The organism is Microbacterium sp. MYb72 (assembly GCF_002979415.1).
Lineage (GTDB): Bacteria > Actinomycetota > Actinomycetes > Actinomycetales > Microbacteriaceae > Microbacterium > Microbacterium natoriense.
Genome location: NZ_PCOT01000026.1, coordinates 43377 through 59285, shown reverse-complemented (window position 1 = coordinate 59285; position 15909 = coordinate 43377). Strand labels below are relative to the sequence as shown.

Sequence of the window (15909 nt, the reverse complement as noted above, 5' to 3'; positions counted from 1 at the left end):
GAGGTGGCGAAGTGGGGACGCGTGTCGGAGGACGGCACCGTCGAGGTGCTCGAGGGGCAGACACGATGATTCTCCTTGCGCGGTACGGCCGCGGGAGGCGGAAAGGACGAACTTCAGCCTAGTACGAGGGGCACTCCCGTTGTGGCCCCGCGTTCTCACGCCGACGTTATCGATCTGTGAGGAGAACGTTCGATGCGCGAAACACGGCGCATCACCTCCGGGAAACACCGCGCTCCTATCGTCGCCAGCACGACAGTCCCCGCGTCGACAGGAGATCCATGGACGACATCGCCCCCGCAACCCCCGAGATCGTCGTCGTCGGGGCCGGCATGGTCGCGCATCGGTTCGTGGAGAGTCTGCTCAGCAGGTCGGATGCCGCGATGCGCGTGACCGTGCTCGGCGACGAGGGGCGGCATCCCTACGACCGGGTCGGACTGAGCGGCTTCTTCTCGGGCGCGGGCCCAGAGGATCTCGAACTCGACCGATCCGTGTTCGACGACGATCGCGTCGAGCTCGTGAGGGATGACCGGGTGCTGCGGCTCGATCGCGCCGCGCAGACGGTGACGACGCGATCCCGTCGCGTGCTCCGGTACGACACCCTGGTGCTCGCCACCGGCTCGTACGCCGCGAGGGTGGCGGTCGACGGGGCGGACCTGCCCGGATGCTTCGTGTATCGCACGCTCGACGACATGCAGCGGCTGCAGGAATTCGTGTCGCGACGCGCAGGCATGCTCGGGCGCCCGCTTCGCGGCACCGTGATCGGGGGCGGACTGCTCGGTCTCGAGGCGGCAGGTGCGCTGCAGGGGATGGACGTCGACGTCACGGTGGTGCAGTACTCCGATCGGCTCATGTCCCAGCAGCTCGACGCGGTCGGCGCCTCCATGCTGCGTCGGCTCCTGGAGGCCCGCGGCATCACGGTGCGGACGGAGGCCCGCACGACCCGACTCGACCCCGACGAATCGGGAGCGGTGACCGCTCTGGAGTTCCAGGACGGCTCGTTCCTGCGCGCCGACGTCGTGATCTTCACCGTCGGCGTGCGTCCGCGCGACGAGCTCGCCCGCAACGGGGGCCTGCGGGTGGACCCTCGCGGCGGGGTGCTCATCGACGATCGATGCACGACGTCCGACCAGAACATCCTCGCCATCGGCGAGGTCGCCAACTACGAGGGGCGCTGCGTCGGGCTCGTGGCGCCCGGGTACGCGATGGCCGAGGTCGCGGCGACCGGTCTGCTCGGAGGAGAGGCGGCGTTCCCCGGATACGACGACTCGTCCAAACTCAAGCTCTCGGGCGTGGACGTGGCGAGCTTCGGCGACGCCATGGCGACGACGCCCGATGCGCTCGACGTCGTCTACGCAGACCCGGTGGCGGGCGTGTACAAGAAGCTCGTCCTCTCAGACGACGCCCAGACCCTGCTCGGCGGCATCCTCGTCGGCGACGCGTCCGCATACGGAGCGCTGCGTCCGCTGGTCGGCGCGCGTCTGGGTGCTGACCCTGCCGCCTACCTGCTGCCGGAGAACGGCGACGAGCCCGCGCGAGCGGCCCTCCCCGACGAGGCGGTCGTGTGCTCGTGCGCGAACGTGTCCGCCGGGCGCATCCGGAGCGCCGTGCACGAGGAGGGGTGTCGGGATGCCGCCGCCGTCAAGGTCTGCACCAAGGCGGGCGCCACGTGCGGCTCGTGCGCCCTGATGGTGAAGAAGCTGGTCGGACAGGAGCTCGTCGCTCTGGGTCAGACGGTCTCCCACGCGCTGTGCGAGCACTTCGAGCTGTCGCGGGCGCAGCTCTTCGACGCGGTGAGGGTCTCCGGGCTGAGCACCTTCAGCTCGATCGTCGAGCGCTTCGGACGAGGGCGCGGGTGCGACATCTGCAAGCCGGCGATCGCGAGCATCCTCTCGGTCCTCGTCGGATCGCACGTCCTCGACGGCGAGAACGCCACGCTGCAGGACACCAACGACCACGTCATGGCGAACATGCAGAAGGACGGCACCTACTCGGTGGTGCCGCGCATGCCGGGCGGCGAGGTGACGCCGGACGGTCTGCTGGCGATCGGCGGCATCGCGAAGGACTTCGCCCTCTACACGAAGATCACGGGCGGCCAGCGCATCGACATGTTCGGCGCCCGTCTCGAACAGCTCCCGCTCATCTGGGAGCGGCTGGTGGATGCGGGATTCGAGTCGGGGCACGCGTACGGCAAGTCCCTGCGCACGGTGAAGTCCTGCGTCGGATCGACCTGGTGCCGCTACGGAGTGCTCGATTCCGTGGGGATGGCCGTGCGGCTCGAGCTGCGCTACCGGGGCCTCCGAGCGCCGCACAAGCTCAAGCTGGGGGTCTCCGGATGCGCCCGCGAGTGCGCGGAGGCGCGAGGGAAGGACGTCGGCGTCATCGCGACCGAGACCGGCTGGAACATGTACGTGGGCGGCAACGGCGGATTCGCTCCGAAGCACGCACAGCTGCTCGCCTCCGATCTGGACGACGACGGGCTGATCCGCGCGATCGACAGGTTCTTCATGTACTACATCCGCACGGCCGATCGACTGCAGCGCACGGCGCCCTGGCTCGACGAGCTCGAGGGCGGGCTCGACACGCTGCGCTCCGTCATCTTCGACGATGCGCTCGGCATCTGCCGCGACCTCGACGAAGCGATGGCTCAGCACGTCGACCGGTACGAGGACGAATGGGCGGCGACACTGCGCGACCCCGAGAAGCTCGCCAGGTTCCGATCGTTCGTGAATGCGGCTGACACTCCGGACCCCTCGCTCGCGTATGTCGCGGAGCGAGGGCAGATCCGCCCGGCGACGGCGGCGGAGAAGCGCGGCGGAGTCCTCATCGCCGGCACCGCTCTGGAGGTGCGCCGATGACGTCGCCTGCGGTGCGGGAGAGCATCCGGGTGTGCGGGCTCGACGACCTCGAAGTGGAGCGCGGACGCGCCGCCCTGGTCGACGACCTCCAGGTCGCGCTCTTCCGGCTGCGGGACGGATCGGTGCGCGCCGTGGACAACCTCGACCCGTTCACCGGCGCCCAGGTGATCGCGAGAGGGATCGTGGGCACTCGGGGGGACGCGGACACCGTCGCCTCCCCGCTGCACAAGCAGGTGTTCGATCTCGCGACCGGTGAGTGCCTCGACGCCCAGGGGAGAGAGGTCGTCCAGGACGGGGCGCAGTCCGGTCTGCGGGTCTGGCCGGTGCGGGTCGTCGAGGGAGACGTCTTCGTCGAGGTGCCCCGGTGAAGCGGCCTCGCGTGGGACGGGTCGATCTGGTCGGGGGCGGTCCCGGCCCCGCGTATCTGATGACGCTCCGCGGGTACCGGCTGCTCCAGGAGGCCGACGTGATCGTCGCCGACCGCCTGGGACCGTTCGACGAGCTGCGTGCCGAGATCGACCCTGATGTCACGGTGATCGATGTCGGCAAGCGGCCGGGGCACCATCCGGTGCCGCAGGAGGAGATCAACGCGCTGCTCGTGGCGCATGCGAAGGCGGGGAGCAGGGTCGTGCGCCTCAAGGGCGGTGACCCCTTCGTGTTCGGACGCGGCGGCGAGGAGGTCATCGCGTGTCAGGCGGCAGGCGTCCCCGTGAGCGTCACTCCCGGAGTGAGCAGCGTGATCTCCGTCCCACAGGCCGCGGGCATCCCGGTCACCCATCGCGGCGTCGCCTCGGCGCTCCACGTGGTGAACGGTCAGGGCGAGATCACGCACAGCACGCTTGCGTCGATGGCCGATCCCGCAGTCACGACCGTGGTGCTCATGGGCGTGTCGGCCCTTCCGCGCATCGTCTCGTCCGCCCTCGACTTCGGGGTCGATGCGGCGACGCCCGTCGCCATCGTCGAGAACGGGCTCACGGATCGTCAGCGGACGATCCGGTGCACACTGGGAGACGTGGTGAGACAGGCCGAGGACGCACGTGTGACCAACCCCGCGGTGATCGTGTTCGGTCAGGTCGCGCGGGCGGACCTCCTGCTCCCCGCCGATCTGATCTCCACAGGCACAGCGTGAGTCCGACGCGTCCGCTCGAACACGCACTCGCCGGCTGCACGATCGTCGTCGCCGCCGATCGACGCTCCGCGGACCTGGCGTCCGCCCTCGAACGCCGCGGCGCCGCCGTGCACCGGGCGCCCGCGCTCAGCATCGTGCCCAACGCCGACGACGAGGAACTGCTGCTCCGCACGGAGCGGCTCGTCGCCGCACCTCCGGACATCGTGGTCGTGACGACCGGTGTCGGCTTCCGAGGCTGGATGGACGCCGCCCACGAGCACGGCGTCGATGAGCGACTGGACGCCGCGCTCGATGGCGCGCACTTCGTCGCGCGAGGGCCCAAGGCGCACGGCGCGATCCAGCAGGCGGGATTCTCCGCGGACTGGGTCGCGGAGTCCGAGACGTCAGCGGAGGTGGGGGAGTACCTGCTCGCGTCGGGCGTGTCGGGCAAGCGCATCGTCGTGCAGCACCACGGTGCGGGTGCGGACGGTCTCGACGAGCTCCTGGAGGGCGCGGGCGCCGACGTCGTCAGCATCACGGTGTACCGCTGGGGCCCGCCGCCGAACCCCGAGGTCGTGCGCCGCTCCACGCTGCAGGCGGCCTCTGGTGAGGCGGATGCCGTGCTCTTCACATCCGCCCCCGGAACGGCCTCATGGCTCGCCGTCGCTGCCGAGGCAGGGGCGATCGACCGGATCCGTCGACGCGCGGAGGCCGGACGGCTGCTGCTGGCGGCGGTGGGGCCGGTGACCGCGATCCCCTTGAAGGAAGCGGGCCTTCCGCTCACGATCGCCGAACGGGGTCGACTCGGCTCACTCGCGCGGACCGTGATCTCTCACTTCGGGGGCGGTCGGGCGCCGTCGCTCGTCACGGACGTCGGCCGCGTGGAGGTGCGCAGCAGCGGTGCGCTCATCGACGGGCGCTTCATCGCGCTGTCGCGCACGGGCTCGGCGCTCCTGGAGGCACTGGCCGATGCCGGTGGCCGGGTTCTCACCAGGGCGGACCTCGGGAACGCACTGCCCGGAGGCGAGCGCAATCCCCACGCCGTGGAAGTCGCGATCGCGCGACTCCGTGAAGCAGTGGGCGGGACGGATCTCATCCAGACGGTCGTCAAGCGCGGCTATCGCCTCGCCGTCAGCGACCGCTGAACACGACGACGATGGCCCGGAGCTGCATGCTCCGGGCCATCGTCGGTGAGGCGCTCAGATCGCTCCGACGACCTCGGGTGCGCGCTCCGGTGCGGTGCGCGGCGCGCGGCGCTCGCGTTCGGCGCGCTGGGCGCGGATCGGTCGGGCCGCGGCCGTCCTCCCGTAGGTGAGGTAGAGCGGGAGGCCCGCGAGGAGGAGCCCTCCGACGAGGTTGCCCACGACGGTCGGAATCTCGTTCCACACGAGATAGTCCATGATCGTGAAGTCGGCGCCGAGGAGCAACCCAGAGGGGAACAGGAACATGTTCACGATGGAGTGCTCGAATCCCATGTAGAAGAACAGGGTGATCGGAAGCCACATGGCGACGATCTTGCCGAGCACGGTCTTGGAGACCATCGACATGATCACCGCCGTCGACACCATCCAGTTGCACAGGACTCCTCGGATGAAGAGGGTCAGCATGCCGGCGGCGCCGTGCTCCGCGTAGCCGACCGTGCGACCGTGCCCGATCTCGCCGATCGCGAGGCCGACCGGGCTCGGATCGGCCGAGAACCCGTAGGTGAAGTAGATCGCCATGAGCAGCGCGACCAGGAGCGCCCCGGCGAAGTTGCCGAGGAAGACCAGTCCCCAGTTGCGCAGGACGGCGGTGACCGTCGCTCCGGGGCGACGGTCGAGGACGGCGAGCGGGGCCAGAGTGAACACCCCCGTGAGCAGGTCGTAGCCGAGGAGGTAGAGAAGCACGAAGCCGATGGGGAACAGGAGAGCGCCGAGGAGCGGCTGCCCGGTCTGCGTCGAGACGGTGACGGCGAAGGCGGCGCCGAGGGTGAGCACGGCCGCACCCATGAAGGCGCGGATGAGGGTGTCGCGGGTGGAAAGACGGAGCTTGTAGGCGCCGGCATCCACCATCAGGGTGACGAGCTCTGCGGGCGTGGCGTATGACATGGGCGGACCTCCACGAGGATCGAGGCGAGCGGATCGCTCGCTGTGCCCACACTCGTGCATACGCGTTTCGGACAGACGCCCGAGGCGTTACATCCGTGGTGCGATCCGCTCACACCGCGCGGCGGCGGGTGTGAGGTCGTCGGTCACTCCGCCGGGGTCTCCGCGGGCGTGGGCTCCTGCGAGGGCTGCACGGTCGGCGCATCCGTGGGGGAGACCGTGGACGTCGGGGTGGGGGTCGGCTCGGGGGCGGTCACCTGCGCGTGCACGAACTGGCTGGCGATGGCCGCGGCGACGACGAGTCCTCCGACGACGCCGGCGATCGTGTTGTCGCGCACCCGACGGCGGATCTGGCCGTCGTGCCAGGCGCCGCGCGCCGCATGCAACCGGGCGCGCTCCGCCTGGGCGCGTGTCTGTGCGCTCTTCGAACCGCGTGCCACCATGCCGTGCTCCCTTACTGGACGTGAATCGACGACGTCGCCTGAGAGCCTATCGCCGCGAGTGTCCCTCGCCCGCATTAGCCTGGAGAGCATGACATCCGCTGCCGCACTGCTCTCAGGGCAGACGCCCCTCGCCGTGCGCATGCGACCCGTCTCGCTCGCCGAGGTCGCCGGTCAGAAGCACCTGCTCAGAGCGGGGTCGCCGATCGTCGCCCTCGCCGATCCCGCGGCGACCTCGCCCGGAGCCGTGTCGATCATCCTCTGGGGGCCGCCGGGCACCGGCAAGACGACCCTGGCGCAGGCGATCGCGCGCTCGTCCGGTCGCCGATTCGTCGAGCTCTCGGCGATCACGGCCGGCGTGAAGGACGTGCGGGAGGTCATGCAGGAGGCGATCACCCAGCGCGACCTCTACGGCCAGACGACGATCCTCTTCCTCGACGAGATCCACCGGTTCACCAAGGCCCAGCAGGACGCCCTCCTGCCTGGAGTCGAGAACGGGTGGGTCATCCTCATCGCCGCGACGACCGAGAACCCGTCGTTCTCGGTCATCTCGCCACTGCTCTCCCGATCCCTGCTGCTGACGCTGCAGCCGCTCACCGACGACGACATCGGCGTGCTCGTCGACAGGGCGGTCGCCGACGCGCGCGGACTGAACGGCGGCGTCTCCCTCTCCGACGAGGCGCGGTCGGCGCTGGTGCGGCTCGCATCCGGCGACGCCAGGCGTGCTCTCACCGGACTGGAGGCCGCGGCCGCGGTGGCGCTGTCCCACGGCGAGAGCGACGGCGACGCCGACGGCGTTCCCGCGGTCACCGCCGACGATGTGGCGCAGGCCGTCGACAAGGCTCTGCTCCGCTACGACCGGCAGGGCGATGAGCACTACGACGTGATCAGCGCGTTCATCAAGTCGATCAGAGGATCGGATCCGGATGCCGCGCTCCACTACCTCGCCCGGATGATCGAGGCGGGGGAGGACCCGCGCTTCATCGCCAGGCGGCTCGTGATCTCGGCGTCGGAAGACGTCGGCCTCGCCGACCCGCAGGCCCTGGTGATCGCGGTCGCGGCCGCAGACGCCGTCGCCTTCATCGGCATGCCGGAGGGGCGCATCCCGCTCGCGGAGGCGACCGTCTACCTCGCGACGACGGCGAAGTCGAACGCCGCGTACGTCGGCATCGACGCGGCGATCGCCGACATCCGCTCCGGCGGCTTCGGCCGGGTGCCGCTGCATCTCAGAGACGCGCACTACCCCGGGGCGAAGCGTCTCGGGCACGGCAAGGGCTACGTGTATCCGCACGACAGCGAGTACGGCATCCTCCCGCAGCAGTACCTGCCGGACGAGCTCGACGGGCGTCGGTACTACGAGCCCAAGAACCTCGGCGCGGAGCGCGACATCTCCGCGCGTCTGGAGCGGATCCGCAAGATCCTCGGGGATCGCTGAGCGGAGCAGCATCCGCCGTCCTGCGCCGCCTTCCCTCTACAGTGGGCTCGTGCCAGGCAGACTCACCCGCATCCCTCCCGATCGCGATCTCTCGATCGACTTCGTCCGCGCGATCTGCCTGCCCGTCGTCGTGCTGCTGCACGCGCTGCAGATGGGCATCGACGGGGAGCCTCTCCGCGCCTTCAACGCGCTGGCGGAGTGGACCCCGCTGGCCGGCCTGACCTGGGTGGGCATGATCATGCCCACCTTCTTCATCGCCGGCGGGTTCGCCGGCATCACCACGTGGCGTCGGCTGCGTCATCGCGGGGAGACAGCGGGGGAGTACATCCGCGTGCGCGCGCTGCGTCTCGCCCGGCCCGTGCTGCTGGCGATGCTCGGGGTGCTGGTCGTGATCGGCGTGATGGCGGCGAGCGGGGCGGATCCGGAGTTCCTGCGCACCTTCGCGTTCCGCCTGGCCGAGCCGCTGTGGTTCATCGCGGTCTACGCGATCTGCACCTCCTTCGTGCCGCTGATGGCGTGGTTCCATCGCCACGCCGCCTGGGCGACCTATCTCTCGCTCGCGGCTCTCGTCGTGGCGGTGGACCTCTCCGGACGGTATCTGGGGCTGCCTCTCGGCGCGCTGAACTGGCTCTTCCTCTGGCTGTTCGTGCAGCAGCTGGGCTTCGGGGTGCGGGACCAGTGGTACTCCCGCCGTCCGCGGTGGCTGCTCCTCCTGCTGGCGGCAGTCGCGTACGGGCTCATGTGCGTCGCGGTCTTCGGCATGGGGTACGACCCGGACATGATCGCCAACCTGAATCCGCCGACCGTGCTCCTCCTTCTGCTCGGGCTAGCCCAGGTCTATCTGTTCACCCTGCTGCAGCCGGCGATCCGCGCCCTCATGCGCAGACGGGCCGTCCTCGTCGTCATCGGCGCGCTGGGGCTGTACGGAATGGTGATCTACCTCTGGCACACCGTCGCGATGGCCGTGGTCGTGGGCGGGCAGCTCGCGCTCGGCCTGCCGTTCCCGACTGCGCTGACGCCGGAGTGGTGGCTCACCCGCATCCCCTGGCTCATCGCGATCATCGTCGTGATCGGGGTGTTCTGCGTCGTCGTCCCGCCCATCGAGAAGCGGTGGCCGAAGGAGAGGGGGCGCGTCATGCCGCTGTGGGCGGCGGCCGTGTGCACCCTGCTGCTCGTCGTCGCCGTCGGCTGGGTGCTCACGCAGGGGTATCTGGCTCCCGGCACCGCGGGCGCGCTGCTCGCCCTCGTGGCTGCGATCGTCTGGCTCACCGTGGGCGGTCCGGGTCCGCGGCGGAGCGTCGAGCCGATGGAGGATGCGGGGAACACCGGTGTTCCGCGGGAGTGATCGGCGATCTGTTAGACTTGATCGGCTCGAAACCGAGTTTTCGGGCATCTCCTCGTTCACACCCCACCTTGCTGGCGCCCCGGCGTGCGCTCCAAGGCAGAACGCGGGCGATACGTCCGCGAGTCGCGAAAGCCGCGACCGCGTCATCGGAAGGACAGCTTCGTGACCACGAAGTCCCAGGACCGCCGCAAGGTCCGTCTCAGCCGCGCCCTCGGCGTGGCCCTCACCCCGAAGGCCGCCCGCTACCTCGAGAAGCGTCCCTACGCTCCGGGTGAGCACGGCCGCACGAAGCGCAAGGCCGACAGCGACTACGCCGTCCGTCTGCGTGAGAAGCAGCGTCTGCGCGAGCAGTACGGCATCCGCGAGAAGCAGATGCGCAACACCTTCAACGAGGCTCGCCGCCAGGAGGGTCTGACCGGTGAGAACCTGGTCGAGCTCCTCGAGATGCGTCTCGACGCCCTCGTGCTGCGTTCGGGCTTCGCCCGCACCACCGCGCAGGCTCGTCAGCTCGTCGTGCACCGTCACATCCTCGTCGACGGCCAGCTCGTCGACCGCCCGTCGTTCCGCGTGAAGCCGGGTCAGCTCATCCACGTCAAGGCCAAGAGCGAGGGCACCGAGCCCTTCCAGGTCGCAGCAGCCGGCGGTCACGCCGAGGTCCTGCCTCCCGTTCCCGGCTACCTCGAGGTCGAGCTCGACAAGCTCCAGTCGCGTCTGGTCCGTCGCCCGAAGCGCGCCGAGGTCCCCGTGACCTGTGAAGTGCAGCTCGTCGTCGAGTACTACGCGGCTCGCTGATACAGCGTTTCTCGCACAGGAGGCGTCGGGGTCACCCGACGCCTCCTGTCGTTTGCGCATACGATGGGATGACCGCGCCTTCGCGGATCTAATGGCAAGGATGACGACATGAAGAACGTGCTGTGGTTCCTGATCGGCGTGATCGGCGGCTTCGTCGCGGCCCACTTCATGAACAAGGACCCGCGCGGCCACGACATCCTCGCCGAGGTCGACGCCCGGATCAACGAGTTCACGGCGATCATCGGCGACGCGTACCGCGAGCAGGAGGCACGGCTCACCGAGCCGGCCGACGACTGAGACCCGCGCTCCACCACGCGGCACCCTTCCCCTCCCTTCACACGCAAGGACACCCGGCACAGCTATGAAAACTGCGGAGATCGCGCAGCGCTATCTCGATTTCTTCGAGAAGAACGACCACCTCATCGTCCCGTCGGCTTCGCTGGTCAGCGACGACCCGTCTCTGCTCTTCACCGTCGCCGGCATGGTGCCGATGATCCCGTACCTCACGGGCGTCGTCCCCGCGCCGCATCCCCGCATCGCGGATCTGCAGAAGTGCATCCGCACCAACGACATCGAAGAGGTCGGCCGCACGGCACGCCACGGCACGTTCTTCCAGATGCTCGGCAACTGGTCGTTCGGCGACTACTTCAAAGAGGGCGCGATCCGCTACGCGTGGGAGCTGCTGACCTCGTCTGAGGCCGACGGCGGCCTCGGTTTCGACGAGAAGGACCTCTGGGTCACCGTCTACGAGACCGATGACGAGGCGGAGGCGATCTGGCGCGACATCATCGGCCTGAAGCCCGAGCGCATCCAGCGTCTGGGCCGCGCGGACAACTACTGGAACACCGGTCAGCCCGGCCCCGGCGGCCCCGACAGCGAGATCTTCTTCGACCGCGGCCCCGCCTACGGCAAGGACGGCGGACCGGCGGTCGACGACTCGCGGTTCCTGGAGATCTGGAACCTCGTGTTCATGCAGGACTTCATCGAGAACATCCGCGGCAAGACGGAGTTCGACATCGTGGGGGAGCTCCCCATGAAGAACATCGACACCGGCATGGGCCTCGAGCGCGTCGCGTTCCTCAAGCAGGGCGTCGAGAACATGTACGAGACCGATCAGGTGCGCCCGGTGCTCGACCGCGCCGTCGAGCTCTCCGGCCGCACGTACGGCTCCGTGCACGAGGACGACGTCCGCTTCCGTGTCGTCGCGGACCACGTGCGCTCCTCGCTCATGCTGCTCTCCGACGGCGTGCGTCCGTCGAACGAGGGCCGCGGGTACATCCTGCGTCGACTGATGCGCCGCACGGTGCGCTCGATGCGGCTGCTCGGCGTCGATGAGCCGGTCTTCCCTGAGCTCTTCGCGACCTCTCGCGACGCCATGAAGTCCGCGTACCCCGTGCTGGAGCAGGACTGGTCGACGCTGTCGGCATCCGCGTTCGCGGAGGAGGAGACGTTCCGCCGCACGCTCGCCCAGGGCTCGACGATCCTGGACCTCGCGCTCGACGAGACGAAGAAGGGCGGGGGCACGACCCTCAGCGGCCCCGAGGCCTTCCTGCTGCACGACACCTACGGCTTCCCGATCGACCTCACCCTCGAGGTCGCCGAGGAGGCGGGGCTCGATGTGGACCGCACCGCGTTCGACGGGCTCATGCAGGAGCAGCGCCAGCGCGCGAAGGCCGACGCCCGCAACCGCAAGCGCCAGCTGGCGGACGTCTCGGTGTACCGTGAGCTCCGCTCGCTCGGCGAGACCGGTTTCGACGGCTACACCGCGCTCGAGGTGGAGTCCCGCATCCTGGGCATCCTCGTCGACGGGCAGCCGGTGAAGAGCGCCGCGGAGGGCCAGATCGCCGAGGTCGTGCTGTCGGAGACCACGCTGTATGCCGAGTCGGGCGGTCAGGTCGCCGACAAGGGGACGATCATCGGACCGGGGTACGAGCTCGAGGTCCTCGATGTCCAGCGTCCGGTTCCCGGGCTCATCAGCCACACGGTCGAGGTGAGCCGCGGCTCCGTGGCGGTGGACGATGCGGCGACGACCGTGGTGGACGCCGCGAACCGTCGTGCGGCACGCCAGGCTCACTCCGCCACGCACCTCGTGCACGCCGCTCTGCGTGACACCCTCGGCAAGACCGCGACCCAGGCAGGCTCCCTGAACCGCGCCGGCTACATGCGCTTCGACTTCGCGTGGTCGCAGGCGCTCTCCGCCGAGACCCGCACCGAGATCGAGGAGATCACGAACCGCGCGGTGCAGGACGCGCTCGAGGTCACCACCCGCATCATCTCGCTGGACGAGGCCAAGGAGGCCGGCGCCATGGCGCTGTTCGGCGAGAAGTACGGCGACGTCGTGCGCATGGTCGACATCGGCGGCCCGTGGTCGCGTGAGCTGTGCGCCGGCACGCACGTGAGCTCCAGCGCCGAGATCGGGCTGGTCAGCATCGTCGGGGAGTCGTCGGTCGGCGCCTCCAACCGCCGCATCGAGGCTCTCGTCGGTCAGGACGCGTTCCGCGAGCTCGCAGCAGAGCGGGCTCTCGTGTCGCAGCTGAGCGCCTCGCTGAAGACGCCGCGTGAGCAGCTGCCGGAGCGCATCGCCGACCTGTCGGCGAGCCTGAAGGCCGCGGAGAAGCGCATCGCCCAGTTCGAGGCGAAGGAGCGCGCCGGTCAGGTTCCGGCGATCGCCGATGCCGCCGCCCGCGTGGGCGATTTCCTGCTCGCATCGCAGTCGCTCGGGGAGCTGGCCTCTGCCGATGACCTGCGCGATCTCGTGCTCGGGGTCCGCGATCGCCTGGGGTCGGCTGCTGCCGTCGTCGCGCTCGGCGCGGTCGTGAACGGCCGCCCCGTCGTGGTCGTCGCCACCAACGACGCGGCTCGCGTGTCCGGAGCCAAGGCCGGGGTGCTCGCGAAGCGCGCCGCCGGGGTGCTCGGAGGCGGAGGAGGCGGTCGCGATGACGTCGCCCAGGGCGGTGGAACGGATGCCGCGGCTCTGCCCGCGGCTCTCGACGCCGTCTCCCAGGAGCTGCACGCAGCGTGAGTGGGTTCCGCCGCGGAGTGCGGATCGGCATCGACGTCGGCAAGGCGCGCGTCGGGGTCGCCAGGTGCGATCCCGACGGCATGCTCGCCGTCCCCGTCGAGACCGTGCCGCGCTCGGAGACGTCGATCGACAGGATCGCCGAGATCGCCGCCGAGTACGAGCCGCTCGAGTTCGTGGTCGGCCTGCCCGTGAACATGCAGGGCGCAGACACCGCATCCACGACGGATGCGAGGGAGTTCGCCGAGGCGCTGCAGAGGCGGACGGGCACCACGGTGCGTCTCGTCGACGAGCGCCTGAGCACCGTGTCCGCACACGCCGCGCTCCGTTCTTCGGGGAGAAATCAGAAGAACTCTCGTAGCATTGTGGATCAGGTCGCCGCCGTGGTGCTTCTGCAGCAGGCGATCGACACGGAGAAGAGCACGGGGAAAGCGCCCGGTGCCGCGATTCCGTTCGACGAGGAGTCCCACTGATCATGCCCGAACGTGAGAGTGCCGCCCCCCAGCACGATCCGGAAGCGCGCCTCGGCGAGCTGTTCGAGAATCTCCCCGCGCCGACGCACCAGATCCCGACGGTGGACAACACCCCTCCCGCCCCCGGATCCCGTCGTGCCGCCCGCGAGGCCGCATCCTCCGGTGCACCCACCGCGTCGAACGGCTCGGCAGGGGAGCAGCCTTCGGCACCCGGCCCTACGCCTGCGGCCGAACCGCCCCTCGCATCGACCGGGTCCGCCCCGAGCGACTCGCCTGTGGCGTCGTCTGATGTCGCGCCGGCGGCTCAGGAACCCGCTGCGGTGCGATCCGCGGCGCAGGAGCCGCTCGCCCCGACCCCGGTGTCTCCCGTCGTTCCCGCATCGGCCCCCGACAAGCCCGCGGGCGGCGGACTCGAAGACCTCTTCCACCACGTCGACGAGGACGATCACCGGGCAGCGCCCAAGAAGAAGCGCCGCACCGGATGCCTGGTCGCGCTCATCATCGTCCTGGCGCTCATCGGAGGCGTCGTCGCCGGGGGAGTCTGGGCGATGAACACCTACGGCGACAAGATCAACGAGATCATGGGCTGGGGCGACCCCAAGGACTGGGAGCCCGGGCTCGCCTCCGGCGAGGCCATGGTCACCATCCATGACGGAGACACCGGGAAGCCGGTCTCGGCCGCGCTCTTCGAAGCCGGGGTCACCCGCACCAAGGACGTGTTCTACGACTACCTCGTCGACGAGAACATCGCCGTCACCTTCTACCCGGGCATCTACCGTCTGCAGGAGAAGATGACGGCGGCCGACGCCCTGGAGGCGCTGAAGAACCCGGAGAACAAGCTCGAGAACACCGTCGGGGTGAACGAGGGCGGGACGATCGCCTCGATCCTGCCGGGGATCTCGGAGTCGCTGGGCTTCCCTCTGGCCGATCTGCAGGCCGCGGTCGCCGATCCGTCGGCGTACGGCGTCAGCGCCCAGAGCCTCGAAGGCTGGCTCTTCCCCGCCGTGTACACCTTCGATCCGGGTGTGACGCCGGTCCAGGTCATCCAGCGCATGGTCGACCGCACCCGCGAGTCTCTGACGAAGGCTGGCGTGCCGGATGCGGATGCCGAACGCATCCTCACCATCGCCTCGATCATCCAGCGCGAGGGCCGCACGGACGATTTCGCCAAGGTGTCGCGGGTCATCCAGAACCGCCTCGACATCGACATGAAGCTGCAGATGGACTCGACGGCGCAGTACGGATACGGCTCCCTGCACGAGGGAGTGGTGTCGAGCTCGGCCGAGGCGCTCAAGGACCCGAACCCGTGGAACACGTACGTCAACACGGGGCTTCCCGTGACGCCGATCGCGAGTTCGAGCGACGCCGCGATCGACGCCGCCATGCACCCCGCTGACGGGCCGTGGCTCTACTTCGTGACGATCAACCTCGCGACGGGGGAGACGGTGTTCTCCACGACGTACGAGGAGCACCAGGCGGCGATCGAGAAGTGGGACGCCTGGTGCAAGGCGAACCCCGACGGCGGCTGCAGCTAGTGAGCCGAACCCGTCTGGCGGTGTGGGGAGACCCCATCGCCCATTCGAAGTCCCCTCAGCTGCACGCTGCGGCGTACGGCGTCCTCGGGCTCGACTGGTCGTACGACCGTCGCCGGGTGGCGGAGGGCGAGTTCGCGGGTGCGGTCCGCTCCCTCGACGACTCCTGGCGGGGCCTGTCGCTGACGATGCCGTTGAAGGACGAGGCGTATCGGATCGCCGACGTCCGCGACGCGCACGCCGAGCTCACGGGAGTCGCGAACACGCTGACGCTGGGCGCCACGGTCCACGCGTTCAACACCGACGTCGGTGGCATCATCGACGCGCTCGGCGAGAGCGGGATCACGACCGTCGAGCGCGTTCGGCTGCTCGGCGCCGGGGCGACGGCGGCATCCGCACTCGTCGCCGTCGCGGACATGGGCGCGCGATCGGCGGACGTGCGGGCCCGTCGGCCCGAGAGCGCGTCGACCCTTCGCGAGCTGGGTGCGCGGTTGGGCGTGGAGGTGACGGTGCTCCCCTTCACGGAGACGGCGGATGCCGTCGAGCTGACGGTGTCGTCGTTGCCGGGCGGCACCGCGCTGCCCGAGGACGTCGTGGCGCCGCTCGCCGCGGCCGGCGGTGCGCTGTTCGATGTGGCGTACGCGCCGTGGCCGTCGGCTCTCGCGACGAACTGGGGCGATGTGCCGGCCATTCCCGGTCTGGGCATGCTGCTGCATCAGGCCGTGCGGCAGATCCGCGTCTTCATGCACGGCGATCCCGGTGTCCCGCTGCCGGATGAGCAGGACGTCGTCGCCGCGATGCGCACCGCGCTCTAGCCTCTCGGCGA

At 69.7% G+C, this 15909-nt stretch carries 14 protein-coding genes; 12 read left to right on the top strand and 2 right to left on the bottom strand.

Annotated elements, in window-relative coordinates:
* The first annotated feature begins 278 nt into the window (after positions 1-278).
* The 4 genes from nirB to CQ047_RS14215 are packed head-to-tail and all read left to right on the top strand — an operon-like array spanning position 279 to position 5108.
* Entirely contained in the window at positions 279-2855 is a 2577-nt protein-coding gene (nirB, locus tag CQ047_RS14230; protein WP_181155950.1) for a nitrite reductase large subunit NirB, read from the top strand.
* Positions 2852-3223, top strand: a complete 372-nt coding sequence (gene nirD, locus CQ047_RS14225) for a nitrite reductase small subunit NirD (protein ID WP_105676352.1) — start codon at positions 2852-2854, stop codon at positions 3221-3223. The genes nirB and nirD overlap by 4 nt, the downstream gene beginning before the upstream one ends.
* Before the next feature lie 11 nt (positions 3224-3234).
* Positions 3235-3984: a uroporphyrinogen-III C-methyltransferase gene (gene cobA / locus CQ047_RS14220; RefSeq protein ID WP_223586402.1), complete on the top strand. Its 750-nt coding sequence runs from the start codon at positions 3235-3237 to the stop codon at positions 3982-3984.
* Positions 3981-5108: a uroporphyrinogen-III synthase gene (locus tag CQ047_RS14215; protein ID WP_105676348.1), complete on the top strand. Its 1128-nt coding sequence runs from the start codon at positions 3981-3983 to the stop codon at positions 5106-5108. The genes cobA and CQ047_RS14215 overlap by 4 nt, the downstream gene beginning before the upstream one ends.
* A gap of 54 nt (positions 5109-5162) precedes the next feature.
* Here the strand turns inward: CQ047_RS14215 and CQ047_RS14210 are convergent, their stop codons facing one another.
* Complete coding sequence (locus CQ047_RS14210; RefSeq protein ID WP_105676346.1) at positions 5163-6050, bottom strand: formate/nitrite transporter family protein; 888 nt, start codon at positions 6048-6050, stop codon at positions 5163-5165.
* Positions 6051-6193: 143 nt separating this feature from the next.
* Entirely contained in the window at positions 6194-6490 is a 297-nt protein-coding gene (locus CQ047_RS14205; RefSeq protein ID WP_105676345.1) for a hypothetical protein, read from the bottom strand.
* Between the two features lie 88 nt (positions 6491-6578).
* Between CQ047_RS14205 and CQ047_RS14200 the strand changes: the two genes are divergently transcribed.
* The 8 genes from CQ047_RS14200 (at position 6579) to CQ047_RS14165 (ending at position 15898) form a co-directional block, all read left to right on the top strand.
* Positions 6579-7922: a replication-associated recombination protein A gene (locus CQ047_RS14200; protein WP_105676343.1), complete on the top strand. Its 1344-nt coding sequence runs from the start codon at positions 6579-6581 to the stop codon at positions 7920-7922.
* A gap of 49 nt (positions 7923-7971) precedes the next feature.
* On the top strand, positions 7972-9267 hold the full coding sequence (locus CQ047_RS14195) for an acyltransferase (RefSeq protein ID WP_181155949.1): 1296 nt from the start codon (positions 7972-7974) through the stop codon (positions 9265-9267).
* Between the two features lie 162 nt (positions 9268-9429).
* Entirely contained in the window at positions 9430-10059 is a 630-nt protein-coding gene (rpsD, locus tag CQ047_RS14190; RefSeq protein ID WP_052674772.1) for a 30S ribosomal protein S4, read from the top strand.
* A 108-nt stretch (positions 10060-10167) separates the two neighbouring features.
* Positions 10168-10356 carry a hypothetical protein gene (locus tag CQ047_RS14185; protein ID WP_105676339.1) on the top strand — a complete coding sequence of 63 codons (189 nt, stop codon included), beginning with the start codon at positions 10168-10170 and terminating at the stop codon, positions 10354-10356.
* A 64-nt stretch (positions 10357-10420) separates the two neighbouring features.
* Entirely contained in the window at positions 10421-13081 is a 2661-nt protein-coding gene (gene alaS, locus CQ047_RS14180; RefSeq protein ID WP_105676337.1) for an alanine--tRNA ligase, read from the top strand.
* Positions 13078-13551 (top strand): Holliday junction resolvase RuvX, encoded by a 474-nt coding sequence (gene ruvX, locus CQ047_RS14175; RefSeq protein ID WP_105676335.1) that lies wholly within the window; start codon positions 13078-13080, stop codon positions 13549-13551. The genes alaS and ruvX overlap by 4 nt, the downstream gene beginning before the upstream one ends.
* Positions 13552-13553: 2 nt before the next feature.
* A complete protein-coding gene (gene mltG, locus CQ047_RS14170; RefSeq protein ID WP_105676333.1) occupies positions 13554-15086 on the top strand; it encodes an endolytic transglycosylase MltG in 1533 nt (510 codons plus the stop codon).
* Entirely contained in the window at positions 15086-15898 is an 813-nt protein-coding gene (locus CQ047_RS14165) for a shikimate dehydrogenase (RefSeq protein ID WP_258132677.1), read from the top strand. Before mltG ends, CQ047_RS14165 begins: the two co-directional genes overlap by 1 nt.
* The last annotated feature ends 11 nt before the right edge of the window (positions 15899-15909 follow it).